The following is a 17,467-nucleotide window of genomic DNA, read 5'->3' as shown; positions in this document are numbered from 1 at the left end:
TGCACGGGCATGACGAACGGGTCGAAGGCTGTCGGAGGAGACGAGCAGCAGGGGCCTACGGGCTGTCGTGGACTCCGCGGCGGGCGATGATCTCCAGGGTGTCGGGGTCGTCGGTCTCCCAGTGGGGGCCGCCGCCGACCGGCGGTCGCAACACCCAGACGGTGCCGCGGGCTCGGACATCGGTGACGATCGCTCGCGTGCCGCATCCGTCCCTGACGAGGTCGCCGACCCACGCCCTTGCCGCAGTCACGAAGCACCTTCTTCGGCCGCTTGGCTCTGTGGTGACCATCCGGAGGCCGCGTCTGCGATGTCGCGTCGCCGCTCGCGCTGGCCGGGCGTGTAGCGGGTCGGCAAGGCCCCGGCGACATCGGTGAGGAACCCGCCTCGTTCGCGGATGAGGACACCGAGGCTGGCGAACTGGGCCGCATCGGACGCGACATGAGTCAGCGCACCGACGACGATCCCCCGGATCATGCCTGTGGACAGGGCGGCCGTGACTGCCTGCCAACCGGGGCGTTCCGCGAGTGGCAGGCCCGGGTCGGAGTCGGACCATGCGCCGGCGACGTGCCAGTGGCGTGCGTCGGCGTAGTAGCGACCCCGCTCCTCTCCCTCACGGACGGCGGTGGGGGCGAGGGCGCAGACGTAGACGGCAACGGGAACGTGTCCCAGAGCGCCTGATGGATTGATCGGCATGCCCACAAGGCTGCTGGGCTGTCAGGCACAGGCCCAGACACGGCCCGTGACTCCGACGGTGGCCCGTACTCAACTGCCCTGCCACGCCTCGTGGCATGGCAGGGAAGCCAGCTTGGCTAGGTGCAACGATCCGTGTCAGTCGTGCAGATGTCAGCAACCGGACTGCTACGGACCGTTGCAGTGCCGACCAGGATCAGCGCACAGCGAGTGGGACGCCTGCGGAGTCAGCGAGACCCCTGAGCCGGTGAACGGACACTCCGGCGAGCCGACTGATGATTACCCCGGGGAGCATCTGGTGGCGCACCCATCCCGGAGCCATCGTGCAGACGTTTTGGAGCGTGTCGGCGGCGGCGTCCCACCGCCGACATTCGACCTGGGTGAGGGCGACGTCCAAGCCGTAGCGGGCCCGGGTTGCCAGGGGGACGGCCTCGTCCAGGCGAACGGTATCCATCAGCCGCAGCGCTCCGGCAGTGTCGCCGAGCGCCACTGCGATGCTCATGGCCTGCGTGGCGGCGTACATGGGCCCGTACGGCTGGGCATGGGAGCCACGAGCCCGTTCCTCACCTATGCGGGCGGCAACGGCATGGGCTTGAGACAGATATTCGCGGGCACTGTCCGCTCCGGCACCGCCTCGGGACGCGGCGACAGCAGCGTTCGTGACGAGCTGGCCGTACACGCTCAACCGGTCCGGATCGTGCTCGCTCATCCTGGGTTCGATCCGGTCGGCCTGGGCTGCGGCGAGAAGGAAGCCCTGCTTCGTACGGCCGTCTCGAAGGTTGACCCACGCGGTCGTCGCGGCGAGGTGGGCGTCCCGTAGATCGTCCCCGGTCTGCACGGCGATCTGGCGGCCGTACGTCAGCGCCGCGTACGCGAGATCGCGCGAACCGAGCACGTTGGCCGCCATGCCCGCAGTCTGGAAGGTGTCGATCAGAACGCCTGCTGCCGCTTCCCGCTCGACGCTGCTTGCAGCGTCGAGCCTGGCTCGCGCCTCGGGCAGGAGCCGGCCCAGGAGGGTGCCGAGCTCGGTGTACCTGCCTCCCCAGTAGGCGGCGTCCGCGCGACGGACGACTGCACGGAGCTCTTCGGTGGTGCCGGGCTCGACATCGGCGGGGATACCGATGGCAGCGTCATGGGTGGCTGCCGAAACTAGGCGCAGAGCGGCGCGTTCGTCGCGGTCCATGGACCGCCGGGGAGCCTGCTGCCCGAGAAGCACGGCGATGTCCGTGCCGAGCGCGTCGGCGATCGAAAGCAGAGAGGGGAGGGACGCCGTTCCTCCGCGTTCGAGCTTGCGGACCACACCGACGGACACAGCGGCGGCCTCGGCTAACTGCTCTTGGGTCATGGCGCCGCGGAGCGCCTTCATACGCTCCGCGGTGGTGTATTCCGACCATTGCATGATCTAGAACCTCCGCGTGATGGGATCCACACGGACAGTACTGGGTGGAACGATCGTGCCGACAGGCTTTGACCGGACAGTAGTTGGCCCTATGCGACGGTCGTCGCCGTCACGCCGAGGAGCGCCTCCAGCTCGCCCACCGCGATGTCCTCGTCAGTCGCGTGGACGGTGGTGATGCCCAGCTCGGCAGCCGGCGGGAGGTTGACCGCGTGATCATCCACGAAGACGCACTGCTCGGCTGGGACGCCGATGAGTTCGAGAGTGAGCTGATAGATGGCGGAGTCGGGCTTGGCCAGCCCCACGAGCTCGGACACCACGTGTACGTCGAACAGGTCCCAGATGCCGACATGTTCGTACGGGTTGAACGGATCGAGGCCGAAGCTGTTGGAGAGCAACGCGAGCCGATGACCGGCCGCCCGCGCGGCGCGGGCAAGCGCCACCATACGACTAGCCACAGGCACCTTGGCCCAGGCCCGCCCCATAAGGTTCACGGGATCGACGTGATCACCGAGAAGCGGGGCCGTGCTCTGGTTCCACTCGGCTTGCCCTATCTCGCCGATCTCCAACGCCGTGTAGAGACGGCGCCCTTCAGGGTGATCGTTGAGAGTCCTGCGCCATGCTCCGGGGGCTAGTCCTTCGGAGACGCACCAGGCGCGGTGGACGTCGACGGGGCTGGCGGTGAGGACGCCGGCGAAGTCGAGGATCAGCCCACGTTGCTCGTGCACGTTGGCGACCTCTGCTCTGTACGACATCCCGTGTTTCTCCCTGCCGCAGTTAGTCTCCCGAGGACGCTACCGCGTACCACAGCGATCGCGCGCAGAGCCCACCACTGCCGCCGATCCACGCAGGCCATAGGAGACAAAGCGCTGCTCCCACCCCTGCTTCTACCCAGTGCGTAGTACCTATTGTCGACGGGCACGAGGTAGAAGACTCTGGCCTGTCGTGCCTCTCAAGGCACCTGTCCGACCCGCATGCCAACCTAGGGAGTAGCAAAGCCGAGCCTCCGGGAGGTGACTGCACTGTGAGCACAGGCAGAGCGGCATGGGGAACGTCGAATCGCGTGGGCAGGGCGGGATCTTTGGCCCTACCCTCACTGCTGCGAGTGTCGGCCGCTACTCTGGCTACCTGTGCTGGGGCAGCGTGGAGGGGGCCATATGGGGGAGCCTGCAACCTGGCAACAGGAGCAGATCAGCCTTGCCTATGTGCTTGGCGTGGCTACGCAGGCGAACGCCACGATCGCGACCTGGAACGTTGACAAGGACGGCGTCGACGTGACACTCAAGCGTGACCACACCCTCGTCGAGCTGCAGATGAAGTGCACCTTCGACCCTCAGCTCCTCGCGGACGGTACGACGCACACTTTTGACCTTGATGTAGCTACCTACAACAAGCTGCGTGGACCCCGACGGACCGCAGCAGGCTACCTAGGGCTGGTGGTCGTTCCACGCGATGTTGACACCTGGCTTGAGCACAGCCTCGATTCTGTATTGATGCGCTGCTCCGGTTTCTACGCTCAGATTCAAGATCTTCCCGAGGCTGAAGGTAGCGTAACCAAGAGAATCCACCTTCCGCAGCCTCAGAGGCTCAATAGTTTCGGCCTTGACGTAATGCTTGAATTCTCTGACGAGCGACTTTGGGGGCCGCGTGCCTCGATTGGGGAGGCTATCGCGTGATTACCTCCGACGTGGGATTCAACGAAATGGTCAGCTATCTGAGTCGCGCCGGATGGAGGCGCGCCAAGGCTGGACCTTTGGCGGAGCTTTGGCAGCCAAACGGAGATTCAGGTTCTTCCGTCCTGGTTCCACGCTCTGCAGATGCCGAAGATTTTAGGAAGATTGTAAATATTCTCACTGATGAGGTCGCTAGGCGAGAGCAGAGGCTGCCGGAGGATGTTCTTCGAGATATTTCTAGGCAGTTTCTCGATGTGACGGATCTCCGCGCTCAGGGGGAGGATATTGCGGAGGGGACTATCTCGCTTCAGGCGGGAATGGGACTCTTTAATGCCGCTAACCATCTAATGGTTTCGGCTGCCGCTGCGACAATTAATCGCCAAAGTTACTATGGCACCTCCATTCCGAAGGCTGCCCACGCTCATGCTCGGCGACTCCGCCTCGGTCAGACAAGAGAAGGTTCCTATGTAGTTCCGATCATCAGCAGTGCTCGTTTCGGTGCCACTGCTCGGAATGAGGACGGGATTCCGCTCCTGGAGGTCCATTCGGAGGACACATACTTCGATCGAAGGGTGCTTGCTACGCTATCTCGCTCACTGGAAACACTTTCTGAAATGTCAGTCGATCGAGACAGGGTGCCATCGCGAAGTGAAGTTCTTGATTCGGTTGGCGAGGGAGTTTCAAGTGAGCTATGTGCTGCAGTTCTGGAGGTAATCGGAAAGGGAAAGGTTGGAATCTTTGACGTAGCCTTCAATTGGGCGCCCGCATCGCCCGTTCCAGTCGACTTGAGGAGTCATGTCTTCTTCGCACGGGAGCATGAAGCCATCCTCTCCAGTATCAGTAAAGAACTTAAAGATTCGGAAACCCCTTCAGATACAGTTCTTTATGGTGTGATCAGGAGAATGTCACTCAAGGCTAACGAGGAGAGCGGTCGCGTCGCGCTCGAGACGGTTATTGACGGTCGCCGACGTTCCGTCTCTTTCGAATTGGATCTCGCAACCTATAGGCGCGCTGCCCAATATCATGGTGAGCGGCGGCGAGTCGTTGTAACAGGGATTTTGGATTCCACCCCGGGACGCCCAGCAAGCATGAAGGTGCGCACATTCGGTCCTGATAGGTCAGTCATGACTTTTGACCAAGTAGATGAGTGATCGATTGACTTCATGACTTGATGCCGACGTTGATGTGGTTCGCCGACATCAGGGCATTTGGTCTCGGGCGACAGTCCGGCTGTTGGGATGTCCAGGCGAAGTAGCCCTGGTTGATTCCCCCATGCCGGGACCGGAGCACTGTGAAGCTTCGAAGGTCACGGCGCCGACTTGGTGCAACGAGACTGCGCTGCACAGGCAAGCTCAGTTTGCTCGTCAATGCGCAGGATGCGTGAGCAACGCGTGAGCAGACGCTCCGGAACAGCCTGGTTTCTTCCGGATCGCGCGGCACCGGGCAGCCCGTCTGGCCAGGCCGTTCCGGACGAAGCGGCATCGGCCGACATTGCCCGACCGCCCCTGACCAGGACTTTCAATCCGTTGGTTGTGGTTCGAGTCCCACACGGCCTACCGACAGCAGGGCGGGGAAACCTCCTCTGACCTGCTACTTAGCGCCTCGGCCGGCGGAAGCCGGCCGAGGCGTTCTGGTGTTCGGGGGTTCGTGCGTGAGCGGATCGTCACCGGTTCTCCTGCGGAGGGACTGCCTTGCCGCTGAGATGCACGGGGAGAGCGTCTCCCGCACCCTGTTAACTGGCCGTCCTCGCCCGCCTTCAGGGGCCCCTCCGCCTTCGTGGCTGCTGCGAAGTCACCATGGCAGTTTGCCGAGTGGCGAGTCATGTGATCCCGCGCAGGTCGTCAGCACAGATCGAATACCCGGGCTCCGGGGCGGGCACTGATGCGATGCGGCTCGACAGCGAGACGAGCTGATTGTTGTCCCTGATCGCGATCTGCCTGAGGGACCCGCGCGACTCCGGACCTGGTGGTTATGCCGTCACCTGTATGACTCTTTCATGGCGACACGCCAATGAATATATGTATATGTTCAGCATTATGTCTGCTGACATCAGCCCGTTCCGGATCCAGATCCCGCAGGCCGCTCTCGACGATCTACAGGACCGCCTGGCGCGCACCCGATCGCCGTACCCGGTACCCGGCGCCGCATCGGAGTGGGATCACGGCATCTCGCCGGACCACCTCCACGAACTGGCCGACCACTGGAGGAACGGATTCGACTGGCGGGCACATGAGGCCAGGCTGAACGCCTATCCGCAGTTTCTGACCGAGATCGACGGGCAGACCATCCACTTCCTGCATCTGCGCTCGCCGGAGCCGGACGCCACGCCGCTGTTGCTGAACCACAGCTACCCGACCTCGTTCGTGGAGTTCCTGGAAGCGAGCGGGCCGCTGACCGATCCGCGCGCTCATGGCGGGGATCCCGCCGACGCGTTCCACGTAGTCATTCCCTCGCTGCCCGGCTTCGCCTTCTCCAGCCCTCTCTCGGCGCGCGGCTGGAACCTGGAGCGCACCGCCCTGGCCTTCGGCGAGCTGATGACCCGCCTGGGCTATGGGCGATTCGGCGTCGAAGGGGGCGACCTCGGGGCCGGCGTGACCGGTCGAGTGGTCACCCTGATGCCGGACCGGGTCATCGGTGCGCACACCCACGGCGACCGGCTCCAGCTCGGCATGGCCGGCGAGGACCTCCCCGTGCCGGACGGGCTGAGCCCGGACGAGCAAGCCGGGCTCGAAGCGGCGCAGCGCAACTGGTCGCAGATGAAGGGCTACAAGGTGCTGCACATGACCGCACCCAACGCCCTCTCGGCGGGCCTCGCCGACTCTCCGGTCCTGCAGTTGGCGTGGATCGCCGAGAAGTTCGTGCAATGGGCCAATCCCGCCACCCCGATCAGCCGCGAGAACGTGCTGATCACCGCGAGCCTGTACTGGTTCACCCGGACCGGACCGGCGGCGGGTGACTTCTACTGGGAGCTGGCCCACGCCGACGACCCGGGCTGGGGCAGTCCTTCCGGGGTGCCCATGGCCTCCTCGCTGTTCTCCAGCGACCCGCTGGTCCGCAAGGTCCTCGGCCCGCGTGACGACACCACCTTCTTCCGCGAGCACGCCGAGGGCGGGCACTTTCCCGCCTTCGAGGTTCCCGACCTGTTCGTCGACGACATCCGTGCCTTCTTCCGCACCCTCCGCACCTGACAGGGCGTTGGCTGGAGCGGGTACTACGACCACCGCGTGACTCGTACGTGCGGTCCGGCGGTCAGTCCGAGGTGGTTCGCCAGGCGTGTTCAGCGTCCTGTGCGGTGGGGTGGCTGGGGAAGACATCGTCCAGACCGGTGATGCCGAGGATCCGGGAGAGACGTTCGGGGACGGCTGCCAGCGCGATGGTCGCGTCGGCGGCCAGAGCGTGGTTGCGGGCTGCGATGAGGACGGTGAGGCCGCTGGAGTCGCAGAAGGTGATGCCCTTGAGGTCCACGACGAGCTGCTGCCCAGGGCGCAGAGCGAGACCGGCCAGGGCGTCGCGGACCCGTGGCGCGGTGTGGTGGTCGAGTTCCCCGGCGAGTTCCATGACCGGGCCGGCAGCGGTGGTGCGGGTGCTCAGGGTCAAGTGCTGGGTCACTGCTGCTCTTCACTGAGGGGTCGGGGCACGTGGATGGCGAGGACGGCGGTGTCGTCGTCCACGCCGGTGCCGAAGGCGTCGAGCAGGTCGCGAACGGCACCGATGGTGTCCGATGCGGTGGTGGGGGCGAGGTCGCGGCCGAAGTCGAGGAGAGCGTCGTCGCCGTAGCGGTCATCGCCGCCGGCGGCCGTGGTGTGGGCTTCGGTGAGGCCGTCGGTGTGCAGGAGCAGGGTGTCGCCGGGGGAGAGGTGGACGGTGGTGGTGGCGATGTGGGCGTTGGGCAGGGCGCCGATGAGCTGCCCGCCGGGGGTGGGCAGGTAGTCGGCGGTGCCGTCGGCGCGCATCAGCAGGGCCGGGGGGTGGCCGCCGCTGGCCAGGGTTATGTGGAACCCGCCGCGGTCGGGGTCGGGGGTGAGCAGGCCGAAGACGACGGTGCAGAAGCGGGGGTCGGTGCCCTGGTACTCGTGGTTGAGGACGGTGTTGAGGTTGGCGAGAACGGCGGCCGGGTCCGGGTTGTAGACAGCAGCGGCGCGCAGGGTGTAGCGGGCCAGGGAGGTGACGGCTGCGGCGGCGGCGCCCTTGCCGCAGACGTCGCCCAGGAAGAGGCCCCAGGTGCCGGCGGCGAGGGGGAACAGGTCGTAGAAGTCGCCGCCGACTTCGTCGACGGAGGCGATGTGGTAGTGCGCTGAGACGTCGAGGCCGGGTACGTTGGCCAGCGTGGGGGGCAGCAGCGTCTTCTGCAGAGTGGTGTTCAGGAGCTTGAGGCGGTCGCGTTCCTGGTCGGCCTCCTGGCGGGCGCGCAGCAGTTCCGTCTCGTAGGCGCGGCGGTCGCGGGCGTCGAAGAGGGTGGTGCGAATCAGCAGGGGCTGTCCGTCGCTGCCGGTCTTGACCGTCGAGGTGACCATGACGGGCAGGTGGGAGCCGTCGGCCGCCTTGAGTTCCAGGGCGATGCCGCTGATCTCGCCCTGCATCTGGAGCAACGGGGCGAAGTGGGTCTCGTGGTAGAGCCGGCCCCCGACGGTCAGAAGGTCGGAGAAGGCCATGCGGCCCACCAGGTCGCCGCGCCGGTAGCCGAGCCAGTCCAGCAGCGTCGCGTTGACCTTCGCGATCCTGCCGTCCAGCAGGGTGGAGAGGTAGCCGCACGGGGCGCGCTCGTAGAGGTCCTCGGCACTGTCCTCCAGCAGTTCGGAGAAGCGGGCCTCCTCATCCACCGGTGCTTGGTCCTTGCTGTCCGCAGCCTCGCCCGTCCCGCACATCACCGCGCCGTCCCGGCGAACGCTGCGATCGCCGCGGCGGTCTCCTCCGGTGCGGCGAGCTGAGGGCAGTGCCCCGTCGCGTTCAGCGTCACCAGTCGGCTTCCCGGGATCTGGGCGTGGACGTATGCGCCGACCTCCGGCGGTGCGATCGCATCGCTGGAGCACTGGGCGACCAGCGTGGGCACCCGCACCGCCGCGAGGTCGGCGCGGTTGTCGGACAGGAACGTCACCCGGGCGAAGACTCGCGCGATCTCCGGATCCGCACGACAGAAGCTGTTCGTCAGCTCCTCGCCCAACGCGGGCCGCCCCGGGTTCCCCATGATCGCCGGTGCCATCGCGCCCGACCAGCCGAGATAGTTGGCGTCCAGCGACTCCAGCAGCTCATCGATGTCGGCGGCGCTGAAGCCACCCCGGTACCCGGTGGCCGGATCGTCGATGAAACAGGGAGACGGTGCGAGCAGCACCAGCCCGGAGAACGCCTCCGGCTCGTGCGCGGCGGCCAGCACGCCCATCATCGCGCTCACCGAATGCCCCACGAACATGACCGGCCCCAGCGCCAACTCCCGAACTATTTGCAGGACATCGGCTACGTACCCGTCCAGCGATCCGTACCGGTCCCGGCTCCAGGAAGACAGCTGCGAGTTTCCCGAGCCGACATGGTCGAAGAGGACGACAGTGAAATGCTGCTCCAGCGCCGGCACCACCAGACGCCACATGTTCTGGTCGCACCCGAACCCGTGCGCCAGCATCACCACCGGTGCACCGGTCCGCCCGGTCACCCTGACATGGTTCCTGCTCCGCACGTCCATGCCCGCCATCGTCGCAGACCCCCGGCGGGAGGGCTTTTCCCGTGGCTCGTGGCCGGGGCCTACGGCCGCGTGCGGCGGGAGCGTCGCGCCGTTGTGGCGGGCACGGCCCCGTGGGCGGGGTGAGGGATCACCGATCATGCGGGGCGTGCCTCCGCCCGGCGCAGGGGAGCGCCTGCCTGGTGGAGGCTGCGGAGTGCTTGCCGGTAGGAGGCGATCAGGCTTGTCTCCAGGTAGGCGACGTCCAGCTCTTCGCAGTAGCGCTGGACGACGATCTGGGCCCTGCGCAGGTTGGGGCTGGGCATGCTCGGGAAGAGATGGTGCTCGATCTGGTAGTTCAGCCCGCCCAGGGCGATGTCGGTGAACCAATTTCCGCGGACGTTGCGTGACGTCAGGACCTGGCGGCGCAGGAAGTCCGGGCGGTCGTCGCCTGTCCGGATCGGCATGCCCTTGTGGTTGGGGGCGAAGACGGAGCCGAGGTACAGACCGAAGAGGCCCTGGTGGACGGCTAGGAAGGCGATCGCCATGCCGGGCGGCAGCACCAGGAAGAGCGCCGTCAGGTAGACCGCGCAGTGCGCCACGAGCAGTGACCCCTCCAGCAGCCGGTGCTTGAGCGAACGGTCGGCCAGCGCCCGCAGGCCCGACACGTGCAGGTTGAAGGCTTCCAGGGTGAGGAGAGGGAAGAACAGGTACGCCTGCGAGCGGCCGATCAGCCGGGGCAGGCCCTTGGCCGCGCGGGCCTGGTCCTGCGACCAGACCAGCAGATCGGGCTCGATGTCGGGGTCGAGTGTCTCGTGGTTGGGGTTGGCGTGGTGGCGGGTGTGCTTGTCCTGCCACCAGCCGTAGCCCATGCCGATGCCGACGTTCGCGGTGATGCGCCCCGACCTCTCGCTGGCCTTGCGCAGACGGAAGACCTGGCGGTGGGCGATGTCGTGGGCCAGCAGCGCCACCTGGCCGAAGACCGCGGCCAGGAAGACGGCGACGGCCAGGTTCCACCAGGAGGCGCCGACGAGGACGAACGCGGTCCAGCCGGCGACGTACAGGGCACCCACAGCCACGATCCGGACCGCGTAGTAGCGGGGTCGCCGGGCCATCAGGCCGTGATCGACGATCCTCTTGGACAGCCGGGCGAAATCGCTCCCGGTCGTCCGCTCGGGGCGGACGGAGACATCTGCGGTCATGGGTACGAACCTCTCGTGGCCGACACCGGACAGCCGTTGGGCGGTCACCGCGATGTGGTGGGAACGGAACAGCCGAGGACGTGACCGCTGTCGCTGGACTGGTGGGTCGAAGGGGCGCGGCCTCGGCCAACTCCCCTCGGATCGGAGTGGCCGCCCGGCGGGGCGGTGGACCTCGCTCGGGTATGTGAGGCTCACTCCGCAGGATTCATCCGTGCGCCAGCATCCCGGTGCGGAGGCGGCCGAGCAGATGGGTCAGGAGCCGGGAGACGTGCATCTGGGAGATGCCGAGCTGCCGGCCGATCTCGGACTGGGTCATCTCCTGGCCGAAGCGCATGGCCACGATGGACCGGTCGCGGTCGTTCAGGTCTTCGAGCAGGGGCGCCAGCGCATGGAGATCCTCGACCCTCTCGATGGCGGGATCGATGTCCCCTTCGGTGTCGCCGTAGGTGACGGCCGACGCGTTGTCCCGTTCGCTCCCGACGGGCTTGTCCAGGGATCCCGCGGTGTATCCGTTCGAGGCGACGAGGCCCTCGATGATCTCGTCTTCGCTGAGTTCCAGATGGCGGGCGAGTTCCTGGACGGTGGGATCCCGGTCCAGCCGTCCGGCGAGTTCCTCCTTGGCCTTGGCCAGGGTGACGCGCAGCTCCTGAAGGCGGCGCGGTACATGGACCGCCCAGGTGGAGTCGCGGAAGAAACGCTTGATCTCCCCGACGATGTAAGGGATGGCGAAGGAGGTGAACTCCACCTCCCGGCTGAGGTCGAACCGGTCGATCGCCTTGATCAGGCCCACGGTTCCGACCTGGACGATCTCCTCCATCTCGCCGCTGCCGCGGCTGCGATACCGGCGTGCGGCGAAGTGGACCAGTGACAGGTTCGTCTCGATCAGGGTGTTACGCGCGTACTGGTACTCGTGCGTGCCCTCTTCCAGCACCCTCAGCCGCTCGAAGAAGATGGTGCTGAGAACGCGAGCGTCCTTCGGAGCCACCTTGCGAGGGTCGCGGATCTGCGGGAGCGGTGCGTGCGGCGCATCCGTGGCCAAGGCCGGAGCCGTCGTGGATATCGGCATTGCGATGATTCCCCTGCCCCAGAAGCTGCCGCGGAGACCCGACGGCATACGGGCCACCTACCCGTATCGGGACGGGGTACGCAGATCTGGGCAAGGGGCTTGTTCGAGCGCTTTACCGCTGGTCCTCGCGACCAGGGTGCGTCCCGCCCGTCCGGCCGCGTCCAGGATCGGACCGGTGGGATCCCGTGGGCTGGTCGCTCTGCTCGTACTGTGTCCGGTCCGCCTCCCCTCGCGGAGGCCCCGCACCGTCGGCGTCCCTCGCCGGTACCGGTCGGCCGCGTGGCGCAGGTGCCTGTTCCCGGGACGGACGGACGGTGCGCGGCGGTGCGTCGTCCCGGACCGGAGCGCTCCGACGGGGGCCGGCACTCGTGTCGGATTGCGCACCGGCCGCGCCGGGGCGGTCGGCCTCGCTCCCCGTTGCCACGTCCCGCGCGGCCGTACCGTAGGAGTCCTCGACCCCGGCGCGATGACGCTCCGCGTCCTCACGGTCCAGCGCGTCCTGTGCCCGCCCCTCCTGCTCACGCCGCGCACGGCGCACCGCCCTGCGCTCGCGCCCGCTCATGACAGCCGAGCCGATCAGCATCAGGAGACCACCCAGCAGAGCCAGCCCCACACCGCTGCCGAGCCCGTCACTGTCGCCCGTCACCGTCAGGCTGCCTTGAGCCTGCGCCTGGCGAACCATCCAGAGAACGGCGAATCCGAGCGTGATGATCCCGGCGACCAGAACAAGAAGTCTTGACCGGAACGCGACGCCGAGAACGGTGAGAAGCGCTCCGACGAGAAGCGGCAGGAACATGGATGCGAAGAGGCCCGCGCCAGAATCTGTGACGCCGGCGCCGGTGAACAGCTCCCATACCCGGAAGTCGCGTCCGAGCCGGCCGTCGTTCCAGTTGCGGAAGGGAGCCCAGAGCGCCGCAGCCGCGCCGAGTACGGCTAGAACGAGCCCCACGGTGTTGCGGATACCCCGTACCATGCCGCGACCTCCCGGCAAGTCGGATCGGTGCACGCAGCCCTCACATGCCGTATTCCTCCCTGATTCTCACGGTACGCCCGGCCCGAACGCCCTGCCATACGGCTCGGTCGCCGGTGGCCTGGCCTGCGTGGCGGTTCTCCCGGGACACCCCTCCGCCGGGTCCACCGCTCCACCGAGACCGCCCGAGGTGCCACTCCGCCGACGGGGATCCGGCGTCCGACGGATCGGGCCCCGGATCCGTCCCGTTGGGGTCGGCGTCGAGCACGCCGCAACGCCGTCCATGCGTGAGCGATGCGTGAGCGGACGTTCCGGCACAGCCCGCTCGCGTCCGGACCGCGCGGCACCGACCACCCCCTCCGACCAGTCGTTTCGGGACGCGGCGGCAGCGCCCGGCACCACCCACCCGAACCCGGCGGGGACTTTTAATCCGTTGGTTGTGGGTTCGAGTCCCACACGGCCTACCGACAGCAGGGCAGCGGAAGGCTCCTGAACTGCGGTGGAGCGCCCCGACCGGGTTTGATCGGTCGGGGCGCTCCGTTGTCGAGGCGGAGGGGATGTCTTGCCGCCGAGTTACACGGGGAGTGGCGGGGGTCGACGCGGGGCTTCAGGTGGATGCGGATGCGCGACACGTGGCCGCTGAGGGCGGTCCTGCGGTGCTTCTTCGACGCGAACCAGGCGTCCAGCCACTCGCCGACCGTGAGCCTGCCTCGTACAGGACTTTCTCGCTGAGTGCGTGGCCGTCACGCCCCCGCCGCAGGGTTCTCAGCCCTTGATCGGCACGTCCCTGGTCGCGTAGTAGGCGTGCAGTGCGGCCTCGCTGCCTGATCCCAGGGCGGTCATGATCCGTTGGAAGCGGGCGGAGCGGAGGTCGCCGGCCACGATGATGCGGGGGTGCTGGTCGGTCGGCGGGCAGTATCCGTCCGGGGCCCGGGTCAGGTCGCCGGGCGGGGCGGTCGGGGCGTTGCCGATGCTGAGATAGGCCGAATCCGCTGCGATCTTCCGCCTCGTGCCGTCCTGGCCCACTGCTTCCGCCGACACCGATGTGCCCTCTGCAGCCTTCAACGTCAGGTGCTCGACGGGAACGAGGGTGACCCGGGGATCGTCTCGGATCTCCTCGATCTTGTACGCGTCGGCTGCCGGGTACACCACGAGCAGGCGGGTGTCTGTGGTCGGGTGGGCGCGCAGGAACGTTCCGATCGGGCGGTCACCACCCAGGACGAGGAGGGTGCGCCCCTGGGCGTCGTCAGCTTCGGCCTCCCAGAGAGGAGCCAAGGTGAGGCCGCCGGGGGCGGTGATCCAGGTGACGTCGTGGGGCTGGAGGGGCCGGACGCCGGTGGCGACGACGGCGTACGGAGCCGTGAGACGCGCACCGGTGTCGACCGTGACGGTCACCCGGTCCTCATCGGCGCGGAGTTCGGTGGCACGCCTGCCGAGTTCGAGGCGGCACAGCTCGGTGCCCTTCAGTTCCGCCACGATGGCGTCGGCCAGGTCGGTGCCGTTGGTGTGGCCGCCGAGGACATTGTTCAGGGCCGGGATCCGGTAGAGGTTGCGGCACAGCCGGTCCGGCTCGACCAGGACCGAGCGCATGCCCACGCCGGCGGCCATACGGGCGGCGGCGCAACCCGCCGGTCCTCCGCCGATGATGATCAGGTCGGTGTCGAGCGGTGTGCCGGCCATGAGGCTATTCCAGCACCGGGTCGGCCACCCGCGTATCGAGTTGGCTCATCACATGTTCGGCGTCCACGAGTTGGCCTGTTCCGATCAGGCGCCGGGCGACGAGCAGGCCGGCGTCGTGGACGTCCGGGCCGGCGTCGCCGACACAGGCGTCGGTGACGATCCAGGGCGCGTATCCGTGCTCGAAGGCGTCTGCGGCGGACTTCAGAACGCAGCTCTCGGTGGCGATTCCGCAGAAGACGAGGTCGGTCCAGCCGGCCCGTCGCATCAGTTCTGCGGCCTCGGGTGTGAAGAGCGTGTATCCGGTCTTGTCGACGCCTGCGTGCGCGTGGCCCGCCGCCTCGGCGAGCTCGGGAACGATGTCGGTCTCGGGTGGTTCCTGGAGCCGGCGCCATGGGAAGGAGCGCTCGTAGGGGCTGTCGGGATAGTTGAAGTAGCGGGTGAAGACGACAGGGCGCCCGGCGGCGGACCATCTGGCGGCGAGCTCCGCGACGGCGGGCACGACGTGGCGACTGTGGTGGTTCACGAAGCCGTTCTGCATGTCGATCACGACCAGTGCGGCACTGCTGATGTCCATCGGCTCTCACTCCTGCCCGTTCTCAGCCGGCGCTCCCGCGCAGAGCTTCCTGCGCGGTGCGCAGCCGTTCGGCCAATCCGCTGGTCTTCATGATGGCCTCACGCATCAGGACGTGTTGCGCGGTCTCCTGCAGCACGGGCGGCGGTGAGCCGGGAGGTGATCGCCGAGGGTGCTGTGCCACGCTCCGGGTGACAGCCCTTGGGAGACGCACCAGGCGTGGTGGACGTCGACGGGACCGGCGGTGAGCACTCCGGCGAAGTCGAGGATCAGACCGCGCTGCTCACGCCCGTGGGAGACCTCTGTGCTGGACGACATCCGGCGTTCGACCCCTCTCGCAGTCGGTCTCCCGGGGACGCTACCGCCTGCCGGTCAGGAAGAGCGGGCGCTCGCGTCAGTGCGCGGCGAGCACCGTCGGCAGGGTCGCGAGTGTGGCGGTGACCGTCTCGGGGCGGAGGCCGCCGCCCTGGGCGACCTCCGCGGAGCCGCCGCCGCGGCCGCCTAGGAGCTGCTTCACCAGCTGAGAGGCGTTCAGGCCGGTGGCCTGCGCCGCCTTGTTGAGGGCGAGGACGAGGGCCCCGTCCTGCGTGCCGACCGCCACCGCGCCGGGCAGGTCGGTGGGGAGGCGGTCGCGGATGGCTTGGGCGAGGGTGCGGGCCTCCTGGGGGGTGCCGGGCGTCGTGGTGGTGACGGTCCGTACGCCGTGCGCATCGGTGGCCGTGGTGGCGAGTTCGGCGGCGCGGGCGGTGGTGGCCTGCTGCCCCAGGCGGGCGTTCTCCCGGTCGGCGGTCTTCAGGCGGTCCAAGAGGGCGGCGACGCGGTCGGGCAGTTCGGTGCGCGGGGCTCCGAGCTGCTCGGCGAGCTGCGCCACCAGGTCCCGTTCGCGGGCCAGGTAGCCGAAGCCCTCGATGCCCACGGCCGCTTCCAGGCGGCGCATCCCCGCGCCGACCGAGCCCTCCGAGGTGAGCGCGACCGTGCCGATCTGCGCGGACCGGTCCACGTGGGTGCCGCCGCACAGTTCCCGGGACCAGGCGCCGCCGATCTCGACGACCCGCACCTTCTCCCCGTACGTCTCGTCGAAGAGGGCGAGCGCGCCGAGCTCCTTCGCCTCCGGCAGGGTCATCCACCGCACGCCGACCGGCAGGTCGCGGCGCAGGGCGCGGTTGGCGGCCTCCTCGATCTCGCCGCGGACGGTGGGGGACAGGGCGCCGCGCCAGGGGAAGTCGAGGCGGAGGTAGCCGGGGCGGTTGTAGGAGCCGGCCTGGAGGGCGTTCGGGCCGAGGATCTCGCGCAGGGCGGCGTGCAGGACGTGGGTGCCGGAGTGGGCCTGGCGGGCGCCGAGCCGCCACTCCGGGTCGACGGCGGCGTGCACGGTGTCGTCGGGGGCGAGTTCGCCCGCGGTGACGCGGACCTGGTGCGCGACCAGGCCGGGCAGTGGGCGCTGGACATCGAGGACCTCGGCCTCCACCGACGTACCGGACAGGAGCCCGGCGTCGCTGTCCTGGCCGCCGGACTCGGCGTAGAACGGGGTGCGGTCCAGGACGACGGTGACGACGTCGCCGGTACGCGCCACCGGCACCGGGCCGGCCGGGCCGAGCAGCGCGAGGACGCGGGATTCGGTCTCCAGGGTGTCCCAGGCGCGCCAGTCGGTGGGGCCGTGCGTGGTCAGGACCGTACGCAGGGCTGTGGTGTCCGCCGTGCCGCCGGCCTTGCGGGCGCGGGCGTCCGCGCGGGCCCGCTCGCGCTGTTCGTTCATCAGCGCGGTGAAGCCCTCGCGGTCGACCTCGACGCCCTGTTCGGCGGCCATCTCCAGGGTGAGGTCGATGGGGAAGCCGTACGTGTCGTGCAGCAGGAACGCCTGCGCGCCGGGCAGGGACCGGCCGCCGTTCTCCTTGACCCGGGCGACGGCGGTGTCCAGGACCGTGGTGCCCTGTCGGAGCGAGGAGCGGAAGGCGTCCTCCTCCGCCCCGGCCTGGTCGGCGATGCGGGGATAGGCGGCAGCGACCTCCGGATAGCTCGGCGCCATGCAGTCGCGGGCCACCGGCAGCAGTTCGGCCAGCGCCAGGTCCTCGTAGCCGAGCAGCCGCATGGAGCGGACGGCGCGGCGCAGGATCCTGCGGAGCACGTAGCCGCGGCCTTCGTTGCCGGGGGCGGTGCCGTCCGCGAGGAGCATCAGGGCCGTACGTACGTGGTCGGCGACGACCCGCAGCCGTACGTCCACCTCCGGATCGGCGCCGTAACGGAGCCCGGCCAGGTCGGCGGCGCGCTGGAGGACGGGGCGGGTCTGGTCGATCTCGTAGAGGTTGTCCACGCCCTGGAGGAGGGTCGCCATGCGCTCCAGGCCCATGCCGGTGTCGATGTTGCGGCGGGGCAGCTCGCCGAGGATCGGGTAGCCGGACTTGCCGGGGCCCGGGCCACGTTCGTACTGCATGAAGACCAGGTTCCAGAACTCCATGTACCGGTCCTCGTCGACCGCCGGACCGCCCTCCCGGCCGAACGCCGGGCCCCGGTCGTAGTACAGCTCGGAGCACGGCCCGCACGGTCCGGGGACGCCCATGGACCAGAAGTT

Annotated in this window: 16 protein-coding genes and 1 pseudogene; 4 read left to right on the top strand and 13 right to left on the bottom strand. The window is 68.2% G+C overall.

The window, feature by feature from the left end; genetic code table 11:
* Positions 1-55 precede the first annotated feature (55 nt).
* From ACFWRT_RS32475 to ACFWRT_RS32460, 4 genes are all read right to left on the bottom strand, one after another.
* The gene (locus ACFWRT_RS32475; RefSeq protein ID WP_191047394.1) at positions 56-250 is read right to left on the bottom strand and encodes a hypothetical protein; all 195 of its coding nucleotides are present in this window, start codon (positions 248-250) and stop codon (positions 56-58) included.
* Positions 247-693, bottom strand: a complete 447-nt coding sequence (locus tag ACFWRT_RS32470; RefSeq protein ID WP_181009306.1) for a recombinase family protein — start codon at positions 691-693, stop codon at positions 247-249. Before ACFWRT_RS32470 ends, ACFWRT_RS32475 begins: the two co-directional genes overlap by 4 nt.
* Positions 694-886: 193 nt before the next feature.
* Positions 887-2,056: a helix-turn-helix domain-containing protein gene (locus ACFWRT_RS32465; RefSeq protein ID WP_380953118.1), complete on the bottom strand. Its 1,170-nt coding sequence runs from the start codon at positions 2,054-2,056 to the stop codon at positions 887-889.
* A 122-nt stretch (positions 2,057-2,178) separates the two neighbouring features.
* A complete protein-coding gene (locus ACFWRT_RS32460) occupies positions 2,179-2,841 on the bottom strand; it encodes an HAD-IA family hydrolase (protein ID WP_191047395.1) in 663 nt (220 codons plus the stop codon).
* A 402-nt stretch (positions 2,842-3,243) separates the two neighbouring features.
* Between ACFWRT_RS32460 and ACFWRT_RS32455 the strand changes: the two genes are divergently transcribed.
* From ACFWRT_RS32455 to ACFWRT_RS32445, 3 genes are all read left to right on the top strand, one after another.
* On the top strand, positions 3,244-3,762 hold the full coding sequence (locus ACFWRT_RS32455) for a DUF4365 domain-containing protein (RefSeq protein WP_380953117.1): 519 nt from the start codon (positions 3,244-3,246) through the stop codon (positions 3,760-3,762).
* On the top strand, positions 3,759-4,910 hold the full coding sequence (locus ACFWRT_RS32450) for a hypothetical protein (RefSeq protein WP_380953116.1): 1,152 nt from the start codon (positions 3,759-3,761) through the stop codon (positions 4,908-4,910). The genes ACFWRT_RS32455 and ACFWRT_RS32450 overlap by 4 nt, the downstream gene beginning before the upstream one ends.
* Positions 4,911-5,795: 885 nt before the next feature.
* Positions 5,796-6,947, top strand: coding sequence for an epoxide hydrolase family protein (locus ACFWRT_RS32445; protein ID WP_380953115.1), 1,152 nt, complete (start codon positions 5,796-5,798; stop codon positions 6,945-6,947).
* Between the two features lie 61 nt (positions 6,948-7,008).
* Here the strand turns inward: ACFWRT_RS32445 and ACFWRT_RS32440 are convergent, their stop codons facing one another.
* From ACFWRT_RS32440 to ACFWRT_RS32420, 5 genes are all read right to left on the bottom strand, one after another.
* Positions 7,009-7,368, bottom strand: a complete 360-nt coding sequence (locus tag ACFWRT_RS32440) for an STAS domain-containing protein (RefSeq protein ID WP_380953114.1) — start codon at positions 7,366-7,368, stop codon at positions 7,009-7,011.
* Entirely contained in the window at positions 7,365-8,624 is a 1,260-nt protein-coding gene (locus tag ACFWRT_RS32435; protein WP_380953113.1) for a PP2C family protein-serine/threonine phosphatase, read from the bottom strand. The genes ACFWRT_RS32440 and ACFWRT_RS32435 overlap by 4 nt, the downstream gene beginning before the upstream one ends.
* Positions 8,624-9,433 carry an alpha/beta fold hydrolase gene (locus ACFWRT_RS32430; protein WP_380953112.1) on the bottom strand — a complete coding sequence of 270 codons (810 nt, stop codon included), beginning with the start codon at positions 9,431-9,433 and terminating at the stop codon, positions 8,624-8,626. Before ACFWRT_RS32430 ends, ACFWRT_RS32435 begins: the two co-directional genes overlap by 1 nt.
* 134 nt (positions 9,434-9,567) lie before the next feature.
* Entirely contained in the window at positions 9,568-10,611 is a 1,044-nt protein-coding gene (locus ACFWRT_RS32425) for a fatty acid desaturase family protein (protein ID WP_367525767.1), read from the bottom strand.
* Positions 10,612-10,816: 205 nt separating this feature from the next.
* On the bottom strand, positions 10,817-11,677 hold the full coding sequence (locus ACFWRT_RS32420) for a SigB/SigF/SigG family RNA polymerase sigma factor (RefSeq protein WP_376155090.1): 861 nt from the start codon (positions 11,675-11,677) through the stop codon (positions 10,817-10,819).
* Between the two features lie 466 nt (positions 11,678-12,143).
* Between ACFWRT_RS32420 and ACFWRT_RS32415 the strand changes: the two genes are divergently transcribed.
* Positions 12,144-12,416 (top strand): hypothetical protein, encoded by a 273-nt coding sequence (locus tag ACFWRT_RS32415; protein ID WP_380953111.1) that lies wholly within the window; start codon positions 12,144-12,146, stop codon positions 12,414-12,416.
* Between the two features lie 996 nt (positions 12,417-13,412).
* On the opposite strand, the gene ACFWRT_RS32410 is transcribed toward ACFWRT_RS32415, so the two are convergent.
* The 4 genes and pseudogenes from ACFWRT_RS32410 to alaS form a co-directional block, all read right to left on the bottom strand.
* A complete protein-coding gene (locus tag ACFWRT_RS32410; protein WP_380953110.1) occupies positions 13,413-14,327 on the bottom strand; it encodes an FAD-dependent oxidoreductase in 915 nt (304 codons plus the stop codon).
* A gap of 4 nt (positions 14,328-14,331) precedes the next feature.
* Positions 14,332-14,901: a cysteine hydrolase family protein gene (locus ACFWRT_RS32405; RefSeq protein WP_380953109.1), complete on the bottom strand. Its 570-nt coding sequence runs from the start codon at positions 14,899-14,901 to the stop codon at positions 14,332-14,334.
* A 138-nt stretch (positions 14,902-15,039) separates the two neighbouring features.
* Positions 15,040-15,216 (bottom strand): annotated as a pseudogene (locus ACFWRT_RS32400) (HAD family phosphatase); the annotation flags it as partial.
* A gap of 76 nt (positions 15,217-15,292) precedes the next feature.
* A partial coding sequence (gene alaS, locus ACFWRT_RS32395) for an alanine--tRNA ligase (RefSeq protein ID WP_381121382.1) occupies positions 15,293-17,467 on the bottom strand: 2,175 nt, incomplete at its 5' end.

The sequence above is a fragment of the Streptomyces cyaneofuscatus genome (genome assembly GCF_042718795.1).
GTDB classification, from domain to species: domain Bacteria; phylum Actinomycetota; class Actinomycetes; order Streptomycetales; family Streptomycetaceae; genus Streptomyces; species Streptomyces cyaneofuscatus_A.
Note: the sequence above shows the minus strand (reverse complement) of the source record. Positions and strands in the feature narration are given on the sequence as shown.

Coding starts and splice junctions, on each gene's coding strand:
- ACFWRT_RS32410 (WP_380953110.1), bottom strand. CDS start 14,327: ATGGCCGGCACACCGCTCGACACCGACCTGATCATCATCGGCGGAGGA.
- ACFWRT_RS32455 (WP_380953117.1), top strand. CDS start 3,244: ATGGGGGAGCCTGCAACCTGGCAACAGGAGCAGATCAGCCTTGCCTAT.
- ACFWRT_RS32465 (WP_380953118.1), bottom strand. CDS start 2,056: ATGAAGGCGCTCCGCGGCGCCATGACCCAAGAGCAGTTAGCCGAGGCC.
- ACFWRT_RS32405 (WP_380953109.1), bottom strand. CDS start 14,901: ATGGACATCAGCAGTGCCGCACTGGTCGTGATCGACATGCAGAACGGC.
- ACFWRT_RS32460 (WP_191047395.1), bottom strand. CDS start 2,841: ATGTCGTACAGAGCAGAGGTCGCCAACGTGCACGAGCAACGTGGGCTG.
- ACFWRT_RS32425 (WP_367525767.1), bottom strand. CDS start 10,611: ATGACCGCAGATGTCTCCGTCCGCCCCGAGCGGACGACCGGGAGCGAT.
- ACFWRT_RS32415 (WP_380953111.1), top strand. CDS start 12,144: ATGACGCTCCGCGTCCTCACGGTCCAGCGCGTCCTGTGCCCGCCCCTC.
- ACFWRT_RS32420 (WP_376155090.1), bottom strand. CDS start 11,677: ATGCCGATATCCACGACGGCTCCGGCCTTGGCCACGGATGCGCCGCAC.
- ACFWRT_RS32445 (WP_380953115.1), top strand. CDS start 5,796: ATGTCTGCTGACATCAGCCCGTTCCGGATCCAGATCCCGCAGGCCGCT.
- ACFWRT_RS32470 (WP_181009306.1), bottom strand. CDS start 693: ATGCCGATCAATCCATCAGGCGCTCTGGGACACGTTCCCGTTGCCGTC.
- ACFWRT_RS32430 (WP_380953112.1), bottom strand. CDS start 9,433: ATGGACGTGCGGAGCAGGAACCATGTCAGGGTGACCGGGCGGACCGGT.
- ACFWRT_RS32435 (WP_380953113.1), bottom strand. CDS start 8,624: ATGTGCGGGACGGGCGAGGCTGCGGACAGCAAGGACCAAGCACCGGTG.